Source organism: Acidithiobacillus sp. (assembly GCF_023255755.1).
Lineage (GTDB): Bacteria > Pseudomonadota > Gammaproteobacteria > Acidithiobacillales > Acidithiobacillaceae > Acidithiobacillus.
This window is the reverse complement of the sequence record NZ_JAGDVS010000028.1, coordinates 1-19977: the sequence shown is the minus strand read 5'-3', so window position 1 is coordinate 19977 and position 19977 is coordinate 1. Positions and strand designations below refer to the sequence as shown.

Below are 19977 nucleotides of genomic sequence, written 5' to 3'. Positions count from 1 at the left end.
AGGACGACGCTGATGCTAGCGACTCCCGCGCCGTTCCGCCAACGCCTACGCGCCTATGCGACCCTGATGCGCATGGATCGTCCTATTGGCACCCTGCTCCTGCTCTGGCCCACCTACTGGGGACTCTGGCTAGCTGCTAGGGGCACTCCGTCACTCGGTATCTTCCTGATTTTCACTGCGGGCACCTGGCTGATGCGCTCGGCGGGTTGTGTGATCAACGATTATTTTGACCGCGATTTCGACCGGCAGGTCGCCCGCACCTGTCAGCGTCCCCTGGCGACAGGCCTGATCACCTCGCGGGCAGCACTGCGCCTGTTCGTTATTCTGTGCCTGCTGGCCGCAGTCCTCTTGCCCTTTCTCAACTGGCTGACCATATGGTTAGCAGGGGGCGCCGTGCTCATTACTGTTACATACCCGTTATTCAAGCGTTTTACCCATCTCCCGCAAGCCTATCTGGGTATCGCCTTTTCCTTTGGCATACCCATGGCTTTTGCCGCGACCATCGGGCGAGTTCCGGCACTCGCCTGGTGGCTGATGCTGGCCAATGCCTGCTGGGTCATTGCCTACGATACGGCCTACGCCATGGCTGACCGTCCTGATGACCTCAAAGCCGGAATCAAATCGACGGCGATTCTTTTTGGACGTTATGATCGTCATGCTATTGCCGGACTGCAGGCGGTTATGCTAGTCATTTTCATCGGAATGGGTGTCGCGCAGGCCATGCATTGGCCTTATTGGATCGCCCTGGCAGGTGCTGCCGTTCTCGCGGCCTACGAGCAGATGCTGCTCAGCGGCGACCGGGATCAGGCTTTCCGCGCTTTTCTGCATAATAATTGGATTGGTCTGCTGCTCTTCTGGGGAATTGTCGCTGGCCTGGCGCCAAGCGGGACATCTATTATACCGGGAGCCCTATGAAGTTTGACCATTTTTGGGCCGTTCATGCGCGCCCAGAATGCTTTGAAAGCAACCATTGACAAACTTATACACAGTTTACTCATACACTGAGACAATTTTGGGCGATTCCACCACGTCTTTGGTGTCAACTATTAACATATTGTTTTTTATAAATTTTTATTTTGCACCTTTTTTAGGCGACCACTCTAACGCGTTGAAGGACAGGGGGTCTAGGACTTTTCAGGATGTTCATACACAGACTTATCCACAGAAGTTGTGGGCAACTTCATGAACACTGAAGCCAACTGCATTCAGGTCGCCGTCATGATACCGCTCCGCCGCATCTTTTCTTACGCCCCGCCGCCGGAGGGCCATCTACAGCCGGGTATGCGGGTGCGGGTACCTTTCGGCAAGGGCAGCCGGATAGGCATCGTCCTCGGTTACGCCAGTTGCCCGCCCGATGTAACTCTGAAGACCATTGAGCAGGTCCTGGATGCGCATCCCATTTTACCCGTTGCCTTGCAGCAATTGATAGAGTTCGGGGCGGAATACTACCATCACCCGCTCGGCGATGCCTGGGCCACCGCCTTGCCGACCCTGCTGCGCCAAGGACGGCCGCTACCAAAACCGGCTCCCTGGGGCTACCGCCTCAGTGCTACCGAAGCCCAGACGGCACCGCGCCAGCCTGGAAAATTGCAACAAGCGCTCCGGGAATTGCTCGTCACCACAAGTGTTGTGCCTGAAGCAGAAATTCCCAAAGAATTACGCCACATTTTACGACAGGCCATCCGGCGTGGCTGGATAGAAACGGTGATGGAAACCATCTCACCAGAACAGGCGGCACCCTCTCCACATCGCCTGAATGCAGAACAAGAAAGCGCCGTGTCGCAATTACGCATGGCCGGAGGCTTCAACGTGTGGTTACTGGAGGGGGTGACTGGCAGCGGTAAAACAGAAGTGTATCTGGAAGCAATCCGACCGCATCTGGAATCTGGGGCCCAGGCCCTCATTCTGGTCCCGGAGATCGGCCTCACCCCCCAACTCGTAGAACGCTGCCAAACGCGTTTTGGCGAGCATCGCGTAGCCGCCCTGCACTCTGCACAAGGTGACGGCGAGCGTTTACGCATCTGGGCAGCGGCAGCGGCGGGACAGATTCAGGTCATCGTTGGCACCCGCTCGGCACTTTTCGTGCCCCTACCCCGTCTTGCCATGATTATTGTCGATGAAGAACATGATCCCTCTTTTAAGCAACAGAACGGCTGGCATTATTCGGCACGGGATCTCGCGATTCAACGCGCGCGCCTGGAAAACGTTCCCATTGTCCTCGGCTCTGCTACACCCTCTCTGGAAAGCCTCTATAACACGCAAAAGGGCCGTTATCGACTCTTAGAGCTGCGTCAACGCGCTACTTCAGCCGATTTACCGAAGATGACCATCGTCCCACTGCGTCGCGAGAATCTGCAGGGTGGCATTTCCTCTACCCTGCTAACGGCGTGTAGGGAAACCTTGGAGGCAGGCAATCAGGTATTACTGTTCCTGAATCGTCGGGGCTACGCCCCGGCAGTACTCTGCCACGATTGTGGCCATGTGGTGCAGTGCCCTCGTTGCAGTGCGCCCATGACCTGGCATCGCCAGCAAGAACGCCTCCGCTGTCATCATTGCAGTCACGAATCGCGCTGGCCACAAGTCTGCCCCGCCTGCCGCAGTGCGGCGCTGATTACCGCCGGACAAGGTACGGAGCAACTGGAGGAGGTACTTCGCCAGCGCTTTCCTCAGACCCCCATTTGGCGCATCGACCGCGACGCACTGCATGGTCGCGATGCCCTCGCTACGGTGGTCGCCAATATTCGCCGGAATCGTGCTGCCATCCTCGTGGGTACCCAAATGCTGGCTAAGGGACATCACTTCCCGGCCGTCACCCTGGTCGGCATTATCAACACGGATCAGGGTCTGTTCAGCGCTGATTTTCGCGCCCCTGAACGACTGTTGCAGACCGTTCTGCAAGTCGCAGGCCGCGCGGGTCGCGCAGAGCGACCCGGCCAGGTACTACTGCAGACCCATCTGCCCGAACATCCTTTACTGCAAAGCCTCGCTCAGGGCGACTACCGCCCTCCGGCCCAGGCGCTCCTGGATGAACGCCGGGCCGCGGGCCTACCGCCCTTTGGAGCCCTCACCCTGCTGCGTGCCGAGGCGCACCAACGGTGCCGGGTAGACGAATTCCTGAGGGCCGCCTGCCAATGCGCACCGCCCGCCCCGGTGGAAATCAGCGGTCCGACGCCGTCGCTCATGGAGCGTCGTGCTGGTTTCGAGCGTGCAGAGCTTTGGATACAAGCACCAAGCCGGGCGCAAATGCAGAAAGCGCTTAAGCTCTGGCTGCCACGCTTTGCCGAGCTTCAGTCCGCCAGAAATGTGCGCTGGATGCTTGATGTGGACCCCTTACTGATTACCTGAATGCTAAAGATCTGGTCAGGCATATAAACTTGCATCGGACTGTAGATATGTTATCCTTGGCGACGGTCAGTTGGGCCATCTTTGATTAATTTGGGGTGTAAAATGGCGGTTGGTACAGTGAAGTGGTTCAATGACAGCAAGGGGTTTGGGTTCATTACGCCGGAAGATGGCAAGGAAGATGTATTCGTGCATCATTCCGCTATTGAAGGTACGGGGTTCAAGACCCTGGCCGAAGGCGAGCGCGTCAATTTTGAAGTGACTCGTGGCCCGAAGGGTTTGCAGGCCGAGAAGGTCCGCCGGGCTTAATTAAGCCCAACGGGTGGCTCTCTCAGCCATCCGTCCCCCCCTGCGGGGAAAAATAACTTTACCGGTCTGGCTTTCGCGATTCCGGTTTTCTTTTGCCCGGCTAGCGCGCGGGTTTCTTCCGCTTTGCTGCACCAGCGCTACGCTCCTTCGATTTATACTCACTTTTTGCCGGCTTGGCAGAGAGTATCTTGCGCGGTACCTGCGGCTCCTCACGGGCGGCCGGACGTGGCTTGGCAGATGCACGTCCCACAGGCGCACCAGCATCGGTCGGAGCGATCTGCAAAGGCCTTCCAGAGACCCACACCTTTTGCAGATGCTGCAAAACCGACGGCTGTATATCTGCGGGAAGCTCGACAGTGGTATGCTCCGCGTTAATCTGTACCTTGCGAATATTGCGGCTGGGTATCCCGGCCTCATTAGCGATCGCGCCGACAATATTTTTGACTTGTGCACCATGGCTTTCACCCACATCCAGACGGAAGCGGCGCATAGGCACATCCTCCCCTCCCGATGCGGCACTACCACGCGGCGGCCGTGCGCCCCGATCGTCTTCAGAGCGACGACGTGATGAGGGCGGACGGCCCGAACTGGCGGAGTCGCTGCGCATCGGCTTGGTTACTGCGGCCTCGACGGGGACCAGGGGACGCTCTTTTTGCACCATGTAAGCCAGTGCCGCCGCGATCTCCCCTAAACCTACGTCCTTTTCCTGCTGGTAATCCGCAATAAGGGATTCAAAAACCGCAAGATCCTGACTATTCAACACTTCCGACAACTGGTCCTTGAACTGGCTCATCCGCCGATCCGCAACATCTTCTATGCTGGGCAGATGCATGGCCGTAATCGTCTGGCCCGTCGCCCGCTCTATGGCGTGCAGCAAGTGGCGTTCGCGCGGCGCGACGAAGAGAATAGCGTCCCCTGTACGCCCAGCACGCCCGGTGCGGCCAATGCGGTGGACGTACGCCTCGGTGTCATTAGGAATGTCATAATTGATTACATGGGTGATCCGTTCGACATCCAAGCCGCGGGCTGCCACGTCGGTCGCAACAACAATGTCCAGCGTCCCCGCTTTCAGGCGCTCAATGGTCTGTTCGCGCAGCGCCTGACTGAGATCGCCATTGAGGGCGCCACAGGCATAGCCGCGCGCTTCCAGGCGCTCCGCCAGTTCTACCGTCGCTGTTTTGGTGCGCACAAAAACCAGCCAGGCGTTACTCTCCTCTACTTCCAAAATACGGGTAAGGGCATCCAGCTTGTGGGTACCGCTGACTTGCCAATAGCGCTGGCGAATGGCGGCCACCGTAGTCGTCGCCGATTTAACACGGATTTCCAAGGGATCGCGCAAATAGGTTTTGGCGATGCGACGGATGGCGTCTGGCATCGTCGCGGAAAAGAGTGCCACCTGCCGGCCATCGGGCGTGTGTTTGAGTATATCCTCCACCGCATCAATGAAGCCCATGCGCAGCATTTCGTCTGCTTCATCCAGCACCACGGCCTGCAACTGGTCCAGACGCAGGGTTTTGCGGCGCAGGTGATCCTGAATGCGCCCGGGCGTACCTACCACCACTTGTACGCCTCGCTGCAGCTGCTTGAGCTGCAAGGTCATGGACTGTCCGCCATAGATGGGCAGTACGTGGAATCCGGGGAGGAACTTAGCGTAACTTTGCATGGCCTCAGCTACTTGTATGGCGAGTTCCCGGGTCGGTGCCAGCACCAATAACTGCGGCACGCGCAGGCTAAGATCGACGCGGCTTAACAGCGGCAAAGCAAATGCCGCAGTTTTGCCGGTACCGGTCTGCGCCAGACCGATAACGTCGCGCCCGGCCAGCAACGGCGGGATGCTCTGCGCCTGAATGGGCGACGGTTGTTCGTAGCCGATCTCTGTCACCGCTTTCTGGATCGGTTCAGCGAGGGCGAAATCAATAAAGCGGAGATCGGATTCTTGAGACATGAGCACACCTGGACAACGAAGGGAATTCAGCGTCCGCACTATACGCCAATTATAGATAACTTGCAGCGATTTTTGGCTACGTCGACAAAAGACTGAACTCAGTCAGTGTCCAGCACCGTCTGCAACTGCGTTTGGATGGCCGCATCGGCATCCGGCCCGATGGGGGTCTGGTCCGGCGTAAAAGTATCGGTGAAGGCATAGGCATAGCGGACATCCTGCAAGCCCAGGCTACCGAAGAGACGCATCTCCCAGGAGACATCGTCAGCATGTGGCACCAGAGTCGGCCACTGCTCCGCCGTTTTGCTTTCCAGGATCGGCCCAAAAAAGATGGCACCCGGCTTGTTACGCAGGCGCATAGCGCAACTCCCGGCCGTACGTCCAGACATGGGCAGAAAATCGATGGTGCGGGTCAGACGCAGCTTACTATCCAGTGGCACATCAATAGGAACACCCAGAACCTTACCTTCTGCCGGCTGGGCCACCAGCTTGCAGCCCGCCGACTGCCATTGCGCGACATCCTGCGCCCCAAAGCGACTGGGCAGGAAAAGCACCTGCAAGGGGGCGACGGCGCTCAGTTCGGCTTGCAGCCCGGGGCGGAAGCGCGGTGCGTTAATGAGAATACCGCCCGCATCTTTATCCGCCATGAAATAGACGGCGGGGCTGCCTTGCCCGCCCTCCACATGGTAAATGTCCCGGTCAAAAAAGCCGCAGAGCTTCTGCATCGTCCTTCTCCTGCTACCCGACTGAATGTATCCCGCAAGTATAACCATAATCCGCAGCAGAACTCATCCCGCAGTGCATTGCGGGGTGCAGAGTCTGTGGCATAATGCCCCCATGAACATCCTCCTGCTGGTCGCCGCGCTCATCATCATCCTCGCCGGTGCCGAGGCTTTTACCAACGCGCTGGAGCACCTGGGCGACCGTCTGGGTATTTCCGAGGGCGTTACCGGTTCCATTTTCGCGGCGGTGGGCACGGCGCTTCCCGAGGCTATGGTGCCGGTGGTTGCAGTTTTCGCTGCGACCAGCGGGCAACCGGCACACCTGGGGGAAGAAGTGGGGGTAGGTGCCATTCTGGGCGCCCCCATGATGCTGTCCACGCTGACGTTGTTCATGATGGCGCTGTTTGTATCGCCACAACGCGGCTGGCGCGGAGCGTTAAATCCGGAACCTACGGGCTTGCGTCGCGATCTCGGCTGGTTTCTGTCCGCCTTTGGTCTGTCCGCCCTTGCCCTCTTTGTGCCCCATCACATTACTCTGGCGCGTATTGGCATCGGCCTGATACTGGTCACACTGTATTTTCTGTATGTGATGGTGACCCTGCGTGCCTCTGCGGCGCTGGTCGCCGAGGGGCACGGCACCGAAGCAGGGCATGCCTTGTACTTGAGCAAGACCGGCCTGCCCACGAAGATGCCGGTCATCTTGATCCAGCTTGCCATAGGGCTAGGCATGATTGTCTTCGGTGCCAACCTCTTCGTCGATGGGATTGAGGGACTCTCGCACTGGCTCAGTATTTCTGCACTGATCCTGTCTTTGCTGGTGGTGCCCATCGCCACGGAGTTGCCGGAAAAGATCAACAGCATCCTCTGGATTCGCCGCGGCAAGGACACGCTGGCTTTTGGTAACATCACCGGGGCGCTGGTCTTTCAAGGGAGTCTGCTGCCCGCTATTGGGGTACTGTTAACCCCCTGGTCGCCCTCACCCCCCGTTCTGCTGGGCGCAGGACTCACGCTGCTGGCCGGGGGATACACTTATCTTCTGGTGCGCCGCGGCGTCACCCTGCGGCCCTATCATTTTCTTTTCAATGGGGTATGTTACGGGGCTTACTTCTTCGCCCTTACCTGACCGCCCGAAAGGTCTCGCCGCGCGGTGGTACCTTTTGCTAGAATGTGAGCCGTAGCCCCGGTAGCTCAGTGGATAGAGCAACCGCCTCCTAAGCGGTAGGTCGCGCGTTCGATTCGCGCTCGGGGCACCAAATATTCCCCTGCCAAAAACAGCAATCCCGCGGCGGCTGCCGCCACCACGGGATCATCTGTCACAGGCTTAGCCTGCGCACCCTCAGATAGTGTGATGCATATCCTCCAGCATCCGTTCAATACGCGGGCCGAGAATGATTTCCATCGCAAAGCCCATCTTGGTCCCTGGGATTACCAGGGTATTGGAGCGAGACATAAAACTACCCGGCAACATCTGCAGGAGAGCGGGGAAATTCTCTTCCTTATGGTCCCGGAAACGGATGACCACCATGCTCTCGTCCGGTGTCGGAATATCGCGGGCAATGAAGGGATTGGACGTATCCACCAGCGGCACCCGCTGAAAATTGATGTGGGCACGTGAGAACTGCGGGGTAATGTGGTGGATGTAATCCGGCATACGACGCAGGATGGTATCCACGATCGCCTCGGCAGAGTAGCCGCGCTGGGCATTGTCACGGTGAATCTTCTGAATCCATTCCAGATTGACCACTGGCACCACACCAACTAACAAGTCAACGTAATTGGTCACATCCACATCGTCTGTCTTCACACCACCATGCAGCCCTTCATAAAACAGCAGATCACTACCAGAGGGGATATCCTGCCAGGGGGTAAAAGTACCCGGTGCGCTGCCACGCAACTCTGCCTCGGGCTCGTCATGGACGTAGTAACGCATCTGTCCATGACCGCTCTCACCATACTCGCGGAACAGACGCTCCAATGCTTCAAAATCGTTGCCCTCCGGGCCGAAATGGCTGATAGTTTTACCCTCGGCCGCAGCCTTGGCAATGGCTTCGCGCATCTCGTTACGGTTGTAACGATGGAAACTGTCACCTTCAATGACGACCGGGTCAATTTTCAAGCGCCGGAAAATATCGTGGAAGGCGTGCTTGACGGTGGTGGTACCCGCCCCTGAGGAACCAGTCACGGCAACGACGGGATGTTTTTTAGACATAGAAATATAACCTCTTTGGTGAATAAAACCTGCAGGGGTCTGCTCTGCGAACAGGCATGCTTTTGGCCAGTTTAGCAAAGGGCGTCCGCTGGTCAATATAAAAGCCACCACAGGGCCAGCGTGCTGGCCCGACGATGGCATCAATGATGACTAAAGACCGAGATTGCGCCAGATCGCTGTCGTCGCCTCAGCCTGATTCAGGGTATAAAAATGCAGGCTCGGCGCACCTTCCCGCAGCAACAACTGACACTGCCGGCTCAACAAGTCGATTCCAAGTTGATACTGGGATTGTGGATCATCTGCGTAGGCTTCCATCCGTCGTCGCACATACTGCGGAATATCTGCTCCGCACATGGCAGAAAAACGGGATATTTGCTCAAAGTTAGTGATGGGCATGACACCGACCACCACCGGCACTTCAACCCCCTGCCGTTGCAACTCATCGCGCAACTGCAGGTAAGCATCGGGATTGAAAAAATACTGGGTGATAATCGCACTCGCTCCGGCCCGCACCTTGGCCACGAGATGTGCCACATCATCACGAGCCGAAGTCGCTCTGGGATGAATCTCCGGATAACCTGCCACATACACGTCAAAACCACCAAAATGACGGATAAATGCAACCAAATCTGCGGCATGCTGAAAATGGCCGGGGTTCTCCATACCTTCCGGCAAATCACCACGCAAGGCCACGATACGCCGTACACCCTGCTTCTGGTAATCTTCGAGAATCTCCCGAATCCCGGCTTCCGTAGACCCGATGCACGAGAGATGCGGCACCGCCTCCAGATCATAATCCTGACGGATCATGGTCACGGTAGCAAAGGTCCGCTCGCGGGTGGACCCGCCCGCCCCGAAGGTCACCGAAGCATACTCGGGACCCAAGGGGAGAAGCGCGGTTATCGCCTCCCGCAGACGTTCCTCACCCGCGGCATTTTTGGGGGGAAAGAACTCGACGGAATGTGCCATCAGTAGCGGTACGCATCCGCTTTGAAGGGGCCATCAATGGACACGCCAAGGTACTTGGACTGCGCGTCAGTCAGACGGGTCAATACCCCCGCGAAGCCCTCCACCATATAACGGGCCACTTCTTCATCCAGAGCCTTCGGCAGGACGGTAACGGCGATGTGACCGGCCTTCTCCGCAGCAGGCAAATCGGCAAAACGCTCGCCGTACAGATGAATCTGCGCCAGCACCTGGTTGGCGAAAGAACCATCCATGATTCGGCTGGGGTGACCCGTCGCATTGCCCAGGTTCACCAAACGCCCTTCGGAGAGCAGGATCAGGTAGTCGTCACTATCGGGATCAAAGGCCTGGCCGGCAACCGTATCGCGGTAGACCTTGTGGACCTGCGCCTTCACTTCGTCCCAGGCCCAGGTTTTGCGCATGAAAACGGTATCAATTTCGTTATCAAAATGACCGATGTTACAAACCACGGCACCCTTCTTGATGGCCTTGAGCATACCGGCGTCACAGACGTTGAAGTTGCCCGTCGCAGTCACCAGCAAGTCCATCTGGCCCAGAAGATCACGATCAATACTGGCATCTGTACCGTCGTTGATGCCGTTTTTATAGGGTGACACGACTTCATAACCATCCATGCAGGCCTGCATGGCGCAAATGGGATCCACCTCAGTAACGCGCACAATCATCCCTTCCTGACGCAGGGAGGCCGCTGACCCCTTGCCCACATCGCCATAGCCCAGCACCAGCGCGCGCTTGCCGGAAAGCAGATGGTCGGTGGCCCGCTTGATCGCATCACTGAGCGAGTGACGGCAACCATACTTGTTGTCGTTCTTGCTCTTGGTCACGGAGTCGTTGACGTTGATGGCAGGAATTTTCAGGCTGCCTTCCCGGGCCATTTCCCAGAGGCGATGCACACCGGTAGTGGTTTCCTCGGAGACACCATGGATACCGGCCAGCAGCTCCGGATATTTCTGGTGCAGCAGGCCGGTAAGGTCGCCACCATCATCCAGCAGCATGTTCGGGCGCCAGCCATCCGGGCCGGTGATGGTCTGCTCGACACACCACCAATACTCGTCTTCCGTCTCACCTTTCCAGGCAAAAACCGGAATACCCGCCGCCGCGATGGCCGCCGCCGCCTGATCCTGGGTGGAGAAAATGTTACAGGAGGACCAACGCACTTCTGCACCAAGCGCTACCAGCGTTTCGATGAGTACTGCGGTCTGGATGGTCATGTGGATGCAGCCGGCAATACGCGCGCCTTTGAGGGGTTGCTGCGCCTGATATTTGCGGCGAATGGTCATCAAAGCCGGCATTTCTGTTTCGGCAATGCGGGTTTCTTTACGTCCCCAGTCAGCAAGGGAAATATCGGCGACTTTGTAATCAGCAGAACTTTTGAGCACAGCATTCATGTAAGTCATTCCTTGAGCATGAAAGCGAGCGCAGTTTTACAGATGGGAAGCATAGGTCGAGCCTGATCGTCGCCCCCGCCGCCTTACCGGCCGGGAAAGCATCCAGCCGGGACGGCAAAGCGAGGCATGACGACTGCAGCGCCCCTCGACCCGATCTTCCAGCGGGGGGAACCCCCGCCAAGGCATTTTTACCGCAGTCCGGCAGCGTCGCGCAAGGCGGCGGCCTTGTCAGTACGCTCCCAGGTAAACTCAGGCTCTTCGCGACCAAAGTGACCATAGGCAGCCGTTTTAGCATAGATGGGCCGCAACAGGTCGAGCATCTGGATGATACCTTTGGGGCGCAGGTCAAAGTGCTCACGCACCAGAGCGGCGATCCGATCGTCGTCGATCACTCCGGTACCGAAAGTATCCACCATCAGACTCACCGGCTGCGAAACGCCGATGGCATAGGCCACCTGTACTTCGCAACGCCTGGCCAGACCAGCGGCCACGATGTTTTTGGCCACATAGCGTCCGGCGTAGGAAGAGGAACGATCTACCTTGGAAGGATCCTTGCCGGAGAACGCACCGCCGCCATGGCTACCCTGACCGCCGTAGGTGTCCACAATGATTTTGCGCCCGGTCAAACCACAGTCACCCACGGGCCCGCCGATCACAAAACGGCCGGTGGGGTTGATGAGGTATTTAGTATCCTTATGGATCATCTCAGGGGGCAGGACGGGCTTGATGATTTCCTCGCGCACGGCTTCGACAAGATCTGCATGGCTGATATCCGGGCTATGCTGGGTGGAAAGCACCACGGTATCAATGGCGACTGGGCGACCATCCTCATAGCGTACCGTCACCTGACTCTTGGCATCGGGACGCAGCCAGGGCAGACGACCATCTTTGCGCACCATCGCCTGCCGCTCGGTCAGACGGTGGGCAAAATAGATGGGCGTCGGCATCAGCACATCCGTCTCGTCACAGGCAAAGCCGAACATCAGGCCCTGGTCACCAGCGCCCTGATCGAGGTCAAGGCCGGCACCTTCGTCCACGCCCTGAGCGATATCAGGGGATTGCTTGTCCAGGGTCTGCACCACCGCGCAGGAGGCCCAGTCGAAACCCATATCCGAGGAGTTATAACCGATCCGGCGCACGGTCTGGCGCGCCACATCCGCATAATCCACCACCGCTGTGGTGGTAATTTCACCCGCGAGCACGATCAGACCGGTAGTAATCAGCGTCTCGGCCGCCACGCGACCGCGGGGGTCCTGAGCCAGAATCGCATCAAGAATGGCATCGGAAATCTGATCCGCAACTTTATCGGGGTGACCTTCGGAAACAGATTCAGAGGTGAAAAGATGACTTTTGGACATGCGCTAAGCTCCTCGCTGGCTAGGCCGACTGTCACAGTCGACAGGGACAGCGCGCACTATATCAAAGGAAAGCAGCACAAGCGAAGTGAAACGCGCTCACCGCAAAGGCAAAAATTGCTCAAGCGTGGTGGGTATACGGCTTAAGGATGCGCCGGACCGACCACCGGAAAAGAGGATTTTTTGCTACCGCCCCAAAAATAGGAAATACCACCTGTCACCTGTACGTCATTGAGGTTAGCACTGCTGGGCGTAGGGGCACTAAAGAGCAACTGATCCTGCACACCTAGACGCAAACCAATCTGATCATTCAATAGATACTGATATCCTACCCCGAAGACACCCATCAACGAGGTGCCCCGCCCGAGCTGGTTATTAAATAGGTTGCTGGATGCCCCCAAACCTAGAGAGAGGTAGGGAGTGTCCGGGCTGTCAAAAGCGTAAAGATTACCGAGGACCGCGCCACTGTATTGATTGGCGGCGCTAGCGTGCGCGGGGCTCTGCAACTGAGCAAAGGCTGCCGCCACTTGCGCTTCAACCCCCACATGGGCATCCACACGATGCCCCAGGCGCAAGCCAACCACACCAGCATTACCTCCGCCGGCCAGTCCGCTGGATGCATCAAAAAAGGTGCTCCCGCCAAAGAGATTGATGTAGGTCTCATCATGCGCAGACTGGCCCGCCGCCCAAGCCGGAATAGCAAGGACAAGCCCGGAGAATACCAGTAAAGCGCGCAACCCCCACTTCATGACCTAATGCACCTCGTATATAGCAGCACTGTGAACTGAAACCTGTTACAATCGTAGCCTGATTTAGATGAATATACCACACCAATTAACCCATTTTGACAAAAAACCAACAAGGAGTTTTCATGTCCACTCTCGTCTGCGGTTCTCTGGCCTTTGATACTATCATGGTCTTTCAAGACCGCTTCAAGGCGCACATTCTGCCCGATCAGGTACACATGCTGAACGTGTCCTTTACCGTCCCAGAAATGCGGCGCGACTTTGGCGGCTGTGCTGGCAACATCGCGTACAATCTAAAATTGTTAGGTGGCAACCCACTGATTGTCGGCACCGCTGGCCAGGACTTCACACCCTACCTCGATCACCTAGGGGCACAAGAGTTAGACACCAGCCTACTGCGGATTCTCCCAGACCATTACACCGCGCAGGCCTTCATTACCACTGATCTGGACGACAATCAGATCACCGCCTTTCACCCCGGCGCCATGTTTCAGGCCCAGGAAAATCATCTGGCCGGCCGCATTCCCGAGGACGTGCATTGGGCCATTGTTTCACCCGATGGCCTCGGCGCCATGGTGCAGCACTTGGAAGACCTTACGAATGCTGGCATCCCCACGCTGTTTGATCCGGGCCAGGGCTTGCCCCTCTTTGATGCGGAAACCCTGACGCATCTGATTGATCGCGCCGACTACCTCACCGTCAATGATTATGAGTGCCAGATGGTACAGGCACGCACGGGTCTCAGTGTCGACGAGCTCTGTCAGCGTCTGAAAGCCCTGATTGTCACCCGCGGCGAGCATGGCTCGGTGATTTATCATGATGGCGAGGAGACGATCATTCCGGCCGCCAAGCCCAAAGCCGTTTTGGATCCTACCGGGTGCGGTGATGCCTATCGCGCAGGGCTGCTATATGGACTGGAGCGCGACCTCGGCTGGGAAACGATCGGCAAGGTCGCCTCGCTGATGGGCGCCTACAAGATTGAAAGTCCGGGCACCCAGAACCACCGCTTTACCTGGCCGGAATTTCAGGCGCGCTATCATGAAAACTTTGGCGAGAACATTGGCTAGATTTCGAGCCACTTAGGAAACGATGGGCTTATCCTCGGCATCCCAGACATTGATGCCGCCGCCAAGGTTATAAACTTCGGTAAAGCCCATCTCCTGCAAAGTCACCGCTGCCAGCGCGGAGCGCGTTCCACTGTCACAGTAAAGGACAACGACCCGACCACGCGCCAAGGCCAACTCCGGACGACAATGGCCATACTCCGGATCGGCCAAAGCCTCCAGATAGCCGCGGGGCACATGGATAGCATCGGGCAAATGCCCCTCCACGAAGGCGCAGGACTCCCGGACATCCACCACCAGCACATCATCGCGGCTGCGCAGCCAGCCCTCCAGCGTATCGCAGTCTATTTCGCGAATTTGACTGCGCGCATTCCGTATAAAATCTGCCAGCGATTTGGCCACTACTTCCCCCTCATGGACACATGACCTGGGCGAGATGCTTACTGAGCTCCTCAACACCGATATAAGTATAATCCTTGCTCAAAGTGCCTGAAACCATTGCGCTGGTAGGTGCGTCCAGTTTTTCGCGCAGCAAACCCAGAATATGCGGAGAAGCGACAAGCACTAGGTGTTGGAAAGCATTCTGCTTTCGCGCCTCACCTAAATAGGTCGCCAGTTCACTGGCGAAGTGCAGCATTTCCGTCTCTTTAGGACTGGTTTGCCATTCGATGCCAGGTCGTGCCCCGGCGGCGAAACTCTGCTGAACGCGCCCTCCCGCATCTGTCACCAGATCGTCCTGATGTTTGCGGCTGTCGGGGTGGGTCCAATCCTGCAAGAGATGCAGCCCTGTATCGCAACCTTCATTTTTAAAGAGGCGCGCCTCCGCGGCATTACTCACCAACACCCAAGTTACGGTAGCCATCATGCATTCTCCTTTATCGATTGGTCCCTTCTATAGATGGATGCGGCAGTGACAAAAAACAAGCAATAACCCCCCTTTCCTTGGGCCATAACATCACTCTATGATGGATTATCTGTCACCCGCCTTTTGAGGAGTTTCACCATGCCTGCCCCACGCCTTAGCAAAACCGCGTGTTCTCTACCTCCTTTGGGTATGGATGCCTCCAGTCTGTGCATGGACACTCGTCATTATCTGCTGCGCACTCTGGGCGCCGAAGAAACGGCAAACTCGGGGAGCAGCGTTTATACCGCTCTGGCCATGAGTCTGCGTGACCGCTTGGTCGAGCGCTGGAAGGGCACCCAGAAAAAAGCCGCCGCCGAGAATGGCAAGCGCACCTTTTATCTATCCCTGGAGTTCCTGCTCGGGCGGGCTATGGGCAATACCCTGCTGAATCTGGGTTTGGAAGATGCCGCACGCGAGATACTTACCCAGGAGCATCGTGAGCTGACGGACATCATCGAGGTTGAGCCTGACGCCGGCCTGGGTAACGGTGGCCTGGGCCGTCTTGCGGCATGCTTTCTGGATAGCTGCGCCTCTCTGTGCTTGCCGGTCACGGGTTATGGTATCCGCTACGATTACGGCATGTTCCGTCAGGAAATTCGTGGTGGCGAACAGGTAGAGGAACCTGATCACTGGTTGAAGAACGGCTATCCCTGGGAACTGAAACGGCCAGAGCGCGTGCGCCGGGTCCATTTTTTTGGGCGTAGCGACACCTATTATGATGCTCAAGGGGAAATGCATTGGCGTTGGGTCGACACCCACGATGTGCTTGCCGTACCTTACGACATCCCCATTCCCGGCTATCGCAATGAAGTGGTCAATACCCTGCGCCTCTGGCGTGCGGCATCCACCGACATTTTTGATCTCGGCGAATTCAACGCTGGCGCTTACCCCGAGGCGGTCGCGGCAAAAAACAACGCAGAGCATATCAGCATGGTGCTCTATCCCAACGATAGCAGCGAAAACGGCAAAGAGTTGCGCCTGCGCCAGCAGTACTTTCTGGCCTCCGCCAGTCTTCAGGATGTGGTCGCGGACTGGGTCGCTGTCCATGGCGAAAATTTCCGCGATTTTGCCAAACATCACTGCTTCCAGCTCAATGATACCCATCCCAGTTGCGCCGTGCCGGAACTGATGCGCCTGCTGATGGATGAGCATGGCCTGAACTGGCAAGACGCATGGGACATCACCAGTCACACCATGGCCTATACCAACCACACGTTATTGCCCGAAGCACTAGAGCGGTGGTCGGTGCGTTTATTCCGACAGCTCCTGCCACGCCTGCTGGAAATCATCTTCGAAATCAATGGGCGTTTCCTGCAAGATGTGGCACGGCGCGCACCGGGCGACACCGGCTTGCTGCGGCGGCTATCTATTATCGAAGAAGACGGCGAGCAGATGGTGCGTATGGCGCACCTCGCCGTGGTGGGCAGCTTTTCGGTCAATGGGGTCGCGGCATTGCACACCCAACTCCTCTGCGATGAGCTTTTCGCCGATTTTCACCGTCTCTGGCCGACGAAGTTTAACAACAAAACCAATGGGGTGACACCGCGACGCTGGCTGCAATGGGCCAACCCAGGGCTGCGTGACCTCCTCACCGAGCGCATCGGCCCCGACTGGAAGCACGACCTGGAATGCTTACGGAACCTGACACCGGCAGCAGACGATGCGGAGTTCCGCAAGCGCTGGACAGAGGTACGTCGCGTTAACAAGGAACGGCTGGCGGCACTCGTGCATCAGCATACCGGCGTCACCTTCATTTCCGATGCCTTAGTGGACGTGCAGGTGAAGCGCATCCACGAATACAAGCGGCAACTGCTCAACGCCCTGCATGTCATTCACCTCTACGACCGCATCAAGCGTGGCGAAGCTGCCGAGGTGACCCCCCGCAATGTCCTGTTTGCCGGCAAGGCGGCGCCCGGCTACTTTATGGCCAAGCGCACCATCAAATTCATCAATAACATTGCCAACGTCATCAATCACGACCCCGATACGGAGGGCTTGCTGCGCGTGAGCTTCCTACCGGACTACCGGGTCTCCCTCATGGAGCATATCTGCGCGGCGACTGACCTCTCCGAGCAGATATCCACGGCGGGTAAAGAGGCCTCCGGTACCGGCAACATGAAGTTCATGATGAATGGTGCCCTGACCATCGGCACTCTGGATGGTGCCAATATTGAAATTCGCGAAGCGGTCGGTGCGGAGCACTTTTTCCTCTTCGGGCTCAATGCCCAAGAGGTCAGACAACTGCGCGGGCACTACAATCCAGAGATATATATTCAGGCGGACCGTGATTTGGCGCGGGTCATGGACCTGCTGCAGAGCGGCTATTTCAACGCCTTTGAACCAGGTATTTTCGACCCCGTCGTCCATGCCGTCACCCATCCCCATGACCCGTGGATGGTGCTCGCCGACTTCACCAGCTACAAGCTGAAGCAACGGGAAGCGGCGGAACTCTGGCGTGATCAGACCGAGTGGCAGCGTCTCAGCATCCTCAATACGGCGGCCAGCGGCGTTTTTTCCAGTGACCGGACCATCGCCCAGTACAACACGGATATCTGGCATCTGAAACCGCTGGTCATGGCCCCATGACAGGATTCGCCCGATCTGTTCTAATGCCTTTCACTAACGGGGTGCGTTCGCCACATAGAGGAAACTGATGACTCATAAACCACGTCCGGTGTTACTCCTGATCCTCGACGGCTGGGGTTATCGCGAGGAACTCGAGGATAATGCCATTGCCCAGGCACGCACGCCGAACTGGGATGGCTGGTGGCAGAGTTATCCCCATGGCCTCATCAGTGCGTCTGGGGCCTCTGTAGGACTTCCGGGCGGGCAGATGGGTAACAGCGAAGTCGGGCACATCAATATCGGTGCCGGTCGCGTGGTGTATCAGGAGTACGAACGTATTAATCGTGCCATCGTCGATGGCAGCTTTTATTCTAACGGCACCCTCTGTGCGGCGGTGGATGCCGCCAAGGCACAGGGTGGTGCTGTACATATTCTTGGCCTGCTTTCGGCGGGCGGGGTGCATTCCCACGAAGAACACGTTCTCGCGGCGCTGCGCCTGGCACGAGATCGGGGCGCCGAACGGGTTTACGTGCATGCCTTTCTGGATGGCCGCGACACCCTGCCACGCTGCGCGGAAGCGTCTCTGGAGAGGCTGGACGCGGAGATAAACACTCACGGCGGTACTCTGGCTTCAGTGATTGGCCGTTTCTATGCCATGGATCGTGACCACCGCTGGGACCGGGTACAGCAGACCTATGATCTGCTCACCCTCGGCAAGGGTGAGCACTATGCTACGGGTGTCGAGGCGCTCGCTGCCGCCTATGCGCGTGGCGAAAGCGACGAATTTGTCGCCGCCTCCCGGATTGGTGCCAGCCCGGCGTGTATCAGTGATCACGATGCCGTGTTATTCATGAACTTTCGCTCTGATCGCGCCCGGCAGATCACCCGCCCCTTTATTGAAGCAGACTTCGATGGCTTTACGCGGCAGGCGATACCCCATCTCGCAGACTTCGTTACCCTCACAGAATACAGTGAGCGCTTTGACGTGCATGTCGCTTACCCTCCCACCCGCCTGAAAAACACCTTTGGTGAATGGGTATCGCAATTCGGCTTGCATCAACTGCGCATCGCAGAAACGGAAAAATACGCCCATGTCACCTTCTTTTTAAATGGCGGTGACGAAAAGGTCTTCCCGGGTGAGGATCGGGTGTTGGTTCCCTCCCCCAAGGTCACCACCTACGATCTGCAGCCGGAAATGAGCGTGAATGAACTGACCGATACGCTGGTCACCCGTATTGAAAGTCGCCAGTACGATGCCATCATCTGCAATATCGCCAATCCTGACATGGTCGGCCACAGTGGCAAACTGACTGCCGCCATCGCTGCAGTAGAAGCGGTAGACCGCAGCCTGGGTCGCATTGTCAGCGCCGTGCGCGCCGTAGGCGGCGAAGTGCTGATCACTGCCGATCATGGCAATGTTGAACAAATGCTGGACGTCGACAGCGGCCAGGCACACACCTCCCATACTTGTAATCCTGTGCCCCTGCTTTATATCGGGCGTCCTGCCAAGGTTCTTTCCGGCGGTGCTCTGGAAGATCTGGCCCCCACCCTGCTTCAGCTCATGGGCTTACCGATACCTCCTGAGATGAGCGGGAAAAACCTGGTACAGACCTTCTAAGCTATGTCGCTTTTGCCCCATCCCCGCATTGGCGCACTGCTTGCTTTGACCATTCTCCTCCCGGTCGGAGGGGGAGCGGCGACGTTGCAAGAGAAAATACAAAACAGTCGGCAAAAGCTGGAGCATATCCACGAGAACTTGGGGCAAATGCAGGCGCACCTCGCGGCGGGGCAGAAAACCCAGGCACAACTGCGCGAAGAAATAATCGTTATTAATCAACTTGTTGCTTCTACACAAAAAAGACTGGCCGGTATTCAGCAGCAGCAGCACCAGGCACAAGCGCAGATTGCTGACCTGCGGGCAAAAATCAGTGCACTCCAGGCCGAACTGGCTCAGCAAAAAGGCATTCTCGCCCAGCAGCTACGTGCCGCCTACACGCTGGGTGGTGTCACGCCGCTGGCGGTCTGGCTGCAAACGGAACGTCCGGGAGAACTGGGGCGTATGAGCGTCTTTTATGGGTCCCTGGCTAAGGCGCGCAGTACACTTATTGTCAAGACGCAAGACACAGCGCAACAAATACTGAACACCAAGCACGAGGTGCAAACCCACGAAACGCACCTCGCCCAGTTGGCACGGCAAGTCGGTGCTCAAGAGCAAACCCTCCAGCAACAGCGCCAACATCACGCCGCACTGGAAAACCAGTTGGCAAACCGCATTGCCGCCGACAAGGCGAAGATTTCCGAACTGCAGGCGAACGCCAATATTCTCGATGGGTTGGTGGGCCATCTGGTCGTACAGTTCCGCCATCAGGAAGAGGTCGCCCGCGCCAAAGCGGCCGCGGCGGCTGCCGCCAAGGCGCAACGCAAGGCCAAAACCGAAGCGGCGG

16 protein-coding genes, 1 tRNA gene, 1 pseudogene and 1 riboswitch are annotated in these 19977 nt (G+C 57.5%); of the genes and pseudogenes, 9 read left to right on the top strand and 9 right to left on the bottom strand.

Features of this window, described 5'->3' with window-relative positions:
- The 3 genes from ubiA to Q0C48_RS02180 form a co-directional block, all read left to right on the top strand.
- The coding region (gene ubiA / locus Q0C48_RS02190) for a 4-hydroxybenzoate octaprenyltransferase (protein WP_291521107.1) at positions 1 to 915 on the top strand (915 nt) is incomplete at its 5' end.
- A gap of 267 nt (positions 916 to 1182) precedes the next feature.
- On the top strand, positions 1183 to 3345 hold the full coding sequence (locus tag Q0C48_RS02185) for a primosomal protein N' (protein WP_291521105.1): 2163 nt from the start codon (positions 1183 to 1185) through the stop codon (positions 3343 to 3345).
- Between the two features lie 102 nt (positions 3346 to 3447).
- The gene (locus Q0C48_RS02180) at positions 3448 to 3651 is read left to right on the top strand and encodes a cold-shock protein (RefSeq protein ID WP_009564993.1); all 204 of its coding nucleotides are present in this window, start codon (positions 3448 to 3450) and stop codon (positions 3649 to 3651) included.
- Positions 3652 to 3751: 100 nt separating this feature from the next.
- On the opposite strand, the gene Q0C48_RS02175 is transcribed toward Q0C48_RS02180, so the two are convergent.
- Complete coding sequence (locus Q0C48_RS02175; RefSeq protein WP_291521103.1) at positions 3752 to 5596, bottom strand: DEAD/DEAH box helicase; 1845 nt, start codon at positions 5594 to 5596, stop codon at positions 3752 to 3754.
- Between the two features lie 98 nt (positions 5597 to 5694).
- On the bottom strand, positions 5695 to 6318 hold the full coding sequence (locus Q0C48_RS02170) for a hypothetical protein (RefSeq protein ID WP_291521100.1): 624 nt from the start codon (positions 6316 to 6318) through the stop codon (positions 5695 to 5697).
- 112 nt (positions 6319 to 6430) lie between these two features.
- Between Q0C48_RS02170 and Q0C48_RS02165 the strand changes: the two genes are divergently transcribed.
- Together Q0C48_RS02165 and Q0C48_RS02160 are read left to right on the top strand one after the other, a co-directional pair.
- Positions 6431 to 7438 (top strand): sodium:calcium antiporter, encoded by a 1008-nt coding sequence (locus Q0C48_RS02165; protein ID WP_291521099.1) that lies wholly within the window; start codon positions 6431 to 6433, stop codon positions 7436 to 7438.
- A 54-nt stretch (positions 7439 to 7492) separates the two neighbouring features.
- Positions 7493 to 7568: transfer RNA gene (locus Q0C48_RS02160), tRNA-Arg, on the top strand.
- Between the two features lie 83 nt (positions 7569 to 7651).
- Here the strand turns inward: Q0C48_RS02160 and Q0C48_RS02155 are convergent.
- From Q0C48_RS02155 to Q0C48_RS02135, 5 genes are all read right to left on the bottom strand, one after another.
- Positions 7652 to 8524 (bottom strand): phosphoribulokinase, encoded by an 873-nt coding sequence (locus Q0C48_RS02155; RefSeq protein WP_291521097.1) that lies wholly within the window; start codon positions 8522 to 8524, stop codon positions 7652 to 7654.
- A 150-nt stretch (positions 8525 to 8674) separates the two neighbouring features.
- Positions 8675 to 9493 (bottom strand): methylenetetrahydrofolate reductase [NAD(P)H], encoded by an 819-nt coding sequence (metF, locus tag Q0C48_RS02150; protein ID WP_291521095.1) that lies wholly within the window; start codon positions 9491 to 9493, stop codon positions 8675 to 8677.
- Complete coding sequence (gene ahcY, locus Q0C48_RS02145; protein ID WP_291521093.1) at positions 9493 to 10899, bottom strand: adenosylhomocysteinase; 1407 nt, start codon at positions 10897 to 10899, stop codon at positions 9493 to 9495. Before ahcY ends, metF begins: the two co-directional genes overlap by 1 nt.
- A 19-nt stretch (positions 10900 to 10918) precedes the next feature.
- Positions 10919 to 11052: riboswitch (S-adenosyl-L-homocysteine riboswitch) on the bottom strand.
- 35 nt (positions 11053 to 11087) lie between these two features.
- Positions 11088 to 12257 (bottom strand): methionine adenosyltransferase, encoded by a 1170-nt coding sequence (gene metK, locus Q0C48_RS02140; RefSeq protein WP_291521091.1) that lies wholly within the window; start codon positions 12255 to 12257, stop codon positions 11088 to 11090.
- A gap of 140 nt (positions 12258 to 12397) precedes the next feature.
- Positions 12398 to 13003, bottom strand: coding sequence for an outer membrane beta-barrel protein (locus Q0C48_RS02135; RefSeq protein ID WP_291521089.1), 606 nt, complete (start codon positions 13001 to 13003; stop codon positions 12398 to 12400).
- 122 nt (positions 13004 to 13125) lie between these two features.
- Between Q0C48_RS02135 and Q0C48_RS02130 the strand changes: the two genes are divergently transcribed.
- Positions 13126 to 14067 carry a carbohydrate kinase family protein gene (locus Q0C48_RS02130; protein WP_291521088.1) on the top strand — a complete coding sequence of 314 codons (942 nt, stop codon included), beginning with the start codon at positions 13126 to 13128 and terminating at the stop codon, positions 14065 to 14067.
- 12 nt (positions 14068 to 14079) lie between these two features.
- On the opposite strand, the gene Q0C48_RS02125 is transcribed toward Q0C48_RS02130, so the two are convergent.
- Positions 14080 to 14466, bottom strand: coding sequence for a rhodanese-like domain-containing protein (locus tag Q0C48_RS02125; RefSeq protein ID WP_291521086.1), 387 nt, complete (start codon positions 14464 to 14466; stop codon positions 14080 to 14082).
- Positions 14467 to 14476: 10 nt separating this feature from the next.
- Entirely contained in the window at positions 14477 to 14929 is a 453-nt protein-coding gene (locus tag Q0C48_RS02120) for a host attachment protein (protein ID WP_291521084.1), read from the bottom strand.
- 138 nt (positions 14930 to 15067) lie between these two features.
- Between Q0C48_RS02120 and Q0C48_RS02115 the strand changes: the two genes are divergently transcribed.
- The 3 genes and pseudogenes from Q0C48_RS02115 to Q0C48_RS02105 all read left to right on the top strand — a co-directional run.
- Entirely contained in the window at positions 15068 to 17554 is a 2487-nt protein-coding gene (locus Q0C48_RS02115) for a glycogen/starch/alpha-glucan phosphorylase (RefSeq protein WP_291521081.1), read from the top strand.
- A 67-nt stretch (positions 17555 to 17621) separates the two neighbouring features.
- The gene (gene gpmI, locus Q0C48_RS02110; RefSeq protein ID WP_291521079.1) at positions 17622 to 19151 is read left to right on the top strand and encodes a 2,3-bisphosphoglycerate-independent phosphoglycerate mutase; all 1530 of its coding nucleotides are present in this window, start codon (positions 17622 to 17624) and stop codon (positions 19149 to 19151) included.
- A gap of 84 nt (positions 19152 to 19235) precedes the next feature.
- A pseudogene (locus Q0C48_RS02105) lies at positions 19236 to 19977 on the top strand (peptidase M23); the annotation flags it as partial.